A 3,983-nucleotide genomic window follows, 5' to 3' on the forward strand; every position below is an offset into this window, starting at 1 on the left:
CGTCCACCCTCAGGCTGGGGTCTCCGAACTCACGCCCCGGCTTTGGAAAGAGAACTTCGCCGACTCACCTCTCGGCCCGCTCACAGGCTGAGATCCCGCGATACGGACCGCAACCACGTCCGAGGTTGGCCGCTTACGTCGCACGTTCCCGGGCGCACGGGTGAAGTGATATCCAAGTGTGACACCAGCGGCCCGGTCCTGAAGCCGGGCACTGGGTCGCCCTGCCCCGCTTGACCGGGATTCGTGTCATCACGCCGCCCAAGGTCGTGGTGCGGCCCCCGTGGGGCTCCCCAATCGACTGGACAAGTCTGGCGCCCCGTCACCTGGAGATTGACATGCAGAGCACCTCTGTGGTGACCTTCCAGTGGCAAAGTAGACTATCAGACCATCACAAGACGGAACATCTACTACCCAGTCGTTGAGCGAAAACCCAGCTTAAACCCTCGATCTTCTTGGATGAACCAAAATGTTCTTATTGCGAAGAACCGGGTGAATTGACGCTTATCTCCAAGAAAAAGGAAAATTTCTCCGGAGGTAATTGCAGAATTCCGCACGGCGGTGTTCCGGCATCAAGCGGTAGTCCACGGCGAGAACAGCGGCTCCTGCCAACTCCGAGAGCTTCACGGTCAACGTGCGATGGCTCCTGGGGCTGCCAACGACAAAACCGCCTCCGTGCACGTAGAGAAGCCGGCGGTCGGGATCGGCGCCCGGAGCGAGCACCCACTCCGCGGAGAAGTGATCCGCGCCGGCGGATCGGACTTCAGCCGGCAGGTCATCCAGATCGAATAACGTGTCGAGCTGTGTTCGAAGGGCACGCAAGCGCTTCTTGCCCATGCCTCCGCCATCGCTCAGGGTTCGGATGCGCGCCAGAACATCCGCGTGACCTTCACTCGGTTCCGCTCGCTCCGAAAACGGGGTTTCCCGCGGCTCGTCGAAGGCCACCAGATCCGATCGGTAGAGATGGGTTCGCGCGAGCCACCCGAAAGCGATGGCGACGACAACCAGGCCCAACAAGATCTCCAGGCCCATGGTCACTCCCTCACTCGTTCTCGTGGTTCGGTTGCCCGCCGGAGGGGGTGGAGATCACTTGGGATCCTCGAACTCCGGCTCCCGCTTCTGCATGTTGGCTTTGACCGCCTCCATCTGGTTGGGCGAACCGAGGAGCTGCTTCTGCAGCTCGGTCTCCAGATGCAGGCCCTCCTCGATCGTTCCCTGAAATGCATGATTCCAGAGCTGCTTGCCAGCGCGCACCGCGTGGGGGCTGCGGCTCGCGATCTCCTTTGCCAGGCCCATGGCATCGGCATGCGGTTCGTTGCTCAGATGGGTTGCGATGCGCAGCTCCTTCGCCTCGGTTCCCGAGACGACCCGACCCGTGAAGGTCAACTCCTTCAGTACATCGAGCCCCACGACGTGCCGCGCCGTCTGGGTGGCTGCGACGTCCGGGATCAGCCCCCAATGCGACTCGCGAATCGAGAGCCGGGCGTCCGGGGCGACGTAGCGGATGTCGGCGCCCATCGCGATCTGAAACCCTGCCCCGTAGGCCACGCCGTGCACCGCAGCGATCACGGGGACGGGCACTTCCTGCCAGACCCAGGCGCAGCGCTGGGCGATATTGGCCGGACTCTCAGGCGTCCGGTCGAGAAGGTTGGGGCCGCTCCGATCCACACCACCGCTCATCAGGCTGGGGATATCGAGCCCGCTGCAGAAAGCTCGTCCTTCTCCGGAGAGAACGACAGCGCGAATCTTCTTGTCCTCCGCGATCTCGAGCCCCGCGTCGATCAGCGCCACGAACATGTCGAGATCGACTGCATTCATCTTGTCGCCGCGGACCATTCGGACGTCGGCGATGCCGTCGATCGTCTCGATCCGAACGCGCTCTTCATTGGCCATGGGAAGGGGCTCTCCTTGATGTGACACGGGGACTGCCAGTATGGCACAATCGACGCTTCCCTCCGGGAGCACCCCATGCCCGATCCGTCCCAGGCTCCGCTTCCCGACGGCCTCGTCGTGTTCGTGAAGCGCGATTGCCCGACCTGCGAACTCGTCGTTCCGGTTCTGGCGGAACTCGCCGCAGGCCCTGGCCTCACCATCCTCACCCAGGACGACCCGGCCTTCCCGGAAGGCATGGACGCCGTCGATGAGACGAATCTCGAGCGCTCCTGGCACCATGCCATCGAAGCGGTGCCGACCCTGCTGCGCGTCGAGAACGGCAAGGAGGCCGCTCGCGCGCTCGGCTGGCACCGCGGCGATTGGGAAGAACTCACAGGCGTCTCCGGCCTCGGCGCCGGGCTCGTGGACTGGCGGCCGGGCTGCGGATCCCTTTCCGTCGATCCGACCCGCGAGCCGGAACTCCGGCTGCGCTTCGAGGGCGGTGTGCTTCGCTCGCGACGCGTCGAATTGGCTGCCCTCGAGGATGAGCAGGAGGCCATCTTCGAGCGGGGCTGGACCGACGGGCTCCCGGTGGTCCCACCGACCGAGGCCCGGGTGATGGCCATGCTCGAAGGAACGACCCGCGCCCCGGCCGAGATCGTCGCGATCGTACCGCCCTCCCTCGTCGAGGGAACCGTCGAGAAGGTTGCGATCAACGCCGTCATGGCGGGCTGCAAGCCCGAGTACCTTCCCATCGTGCTCGCTGCGGTCGAGGCGGTCTGCAACGACACGTTCAACATGCACGGCGTGCAAGCTACGACGATGGGTTGCGTGCCGCTGACCGTAGTCAACGGGCCGATCCGACATGCAGTCGGAATGAACTCCGGCGTGGCGGTGCTCTCGCCGGGCAATCGCGCCAACGCGACGATCGGGCGGGCACTCCAGCTGGTGATTCGCAATATCGGCGGGAGCCGCCCGGGCGAAATCGACCGCTCCACCTTCGGCCACCCCGGCAAACTCGGCATGTGCTTCGCGGAAGACGAGGAAGGCTCACCCTGGGAACCCTTCTCGGCAGATTTCGGCGCAGCCACCGGAACGAACACGGTGACCGTCTTCGCTTGCGAAGGCCCGCGGCTGATCGTCGATCAGCTCTCCCGCGAACCCGATTCCCTGGTGCGCAGCATGGCCGCCTGCTTGAAGGCGGTGCATCACCCCAAGATGGGCGTGGCGCTCTCGGCCCTGATGGTCATCGGGCCAGAGCACGGCCGCGTGTTTCGCGAAGCAGGCTGGACCAAGGCGAAGCTCAAGCAAGAACTGGCCGCGGCACTCATCATGCGCGGCGGGGACGTGATGCGGGGCGCCGAGGGGATCGCCGAGGGCCTTCCGCTTCCGCCGGGCGCCGAAGAAGTCCAGCTTCCCAAGTTCCGGCCGGAAGCCTTCCACATCGTATTCGCCGGAAGCGGCGCAGGCCTGTTCTCGACCGTGTTCGGGGGCTGGCTCACCGGCCCCGAAGGCAGCCAGGCCGTCAATCAGGAGATCAAGCCGTGACTGAAGCTCGCATCCTCTTGGACCCTACCGACGAGCATTCGCCGTCGATCCGGCAGCCGGCCCCACGCCTCGAATCTCTCGATGGCCGGACGATCGGCCTGCTCGATATTTCGAAGCCGCGCGGAGACGTGTTCCTGGATCGGCTCGAGGAGGGGCTGCAGAAACGGGGCGCGAGTGTCATCCGATACAAGAAGCCGACCTTCACGAAGCCGGCACCGGTCGATCTGCGTCATGAGATCGCAGTTCATTGCGACGCGGCCGTCGAAGCCCTCGCCGATTGAGGCAGCTGCACGACGTGCAGTTTGCACGATACGACCGATCTGGAGACGCGGGGCCTCCCCTCCGTGTTCATCGCCACAGAAGAATTCACCGACGCCGCGGACGCCCAGGCCAAAGCCCTCGGAGCCAACCCGGTAGGCGTGTTCGTCGCCCACCCGATCCAGGACCGCACGAACGAAGAACTCCAGGCTCTTGCCGACGGTGTCCTCGAAAAAATCGTCACCGGCCTCACCACCTAGAAGAGTCAACCAGCGGGGACGGGGTTTACAATTGACTTGTTGACGGGC

The 3,983-nt window shown here is 64.6% G+C and carries 5 protein-coding genes; 3 read left to right on the forward strand and 2 right to left on the reverse strand.

The annotated features are described in order from the left end of the window. Nucleotides 1–501: 501 nt before the first annotated feature. Together GY937_23485 and GY937_23490 are read right to left on the reverse strand one after the other, a co-directional pair. Nucleotides 502–1,029, reverse strand: a complete 528-nt coding sequence (locus GY937_23485) for an alpha/beta hydrolase (protein MCP5059678.1) — start codon at nucleotides 1,027–1,029, stop codon at nucleotides 502–504. Between the two features lie 54 nt (nucleotides 1,030–1,083). Further along, nucleotides 1,084–1,890: a crotonase/enoyl-CoA hydratase family protein gene (locus GY937_23490; protein MCP5059679.1), complete on the reverse strand. Its 807-nt coding sequence runs from the start codon at nucleotides 1,888–1,890 to the stop codon at nucleotides 1,084–1,086. Between the two features lie 75 nt (nucleotides 1,891–1,965). On the opposite strand from GY937_23490, the gene GY937_23495 reads away from it, so the two are divergent. Genes GY937_23495 through GY937_23505 form a run of 3 tightly spaced genes read left to right on the forward strand, consistent with a single transcriptional unit; the run spans nucleotide 1,966 to nucleotide 3,935 of the window. Then, a complete protein-coding gene (locus tag GY937_23495; protein MCP5059680.1) occupies nucleotides 1,966–3,417 on the forward strand; it encodes a thioredoxin family protein in 1,452 nt (483 codons plus the stop codon). Nucleotides 3,418–3,428: 11 nt separating this feature from the next. After that, nucleotides 3,429–3,698, forward strand: a complete 270-nt coding sequence (locus GY937_23500) for a hypothetical protein (GenBank protein ID MCP5059681.1) — start codon at nucleotides 3,429–3,431, stop codon at nucleotides 3,696–3,698. Nucleotides 3,699–3,719: 21 nt separating this feature from the next. Then, nucleotides 3,720–3,935, forward strand: coding sequence for a hypothetical protein (locus tag GY937_23505; protein MCP5059682.1), 216 nt, complete (start codon nucleotides 3,720–3,722; stop codon nucleotides 3,933–3,935). Nucleotides 3,936–3,983 lie beyond the last annotated feature (48 nt).

The sequence above is a fragment of the bacterium genome, assembly GCA_024228115.1.
GTDB lineage: Bacteria > Myxococcota_A > UBA9160 > UBA9160 > UBA6930.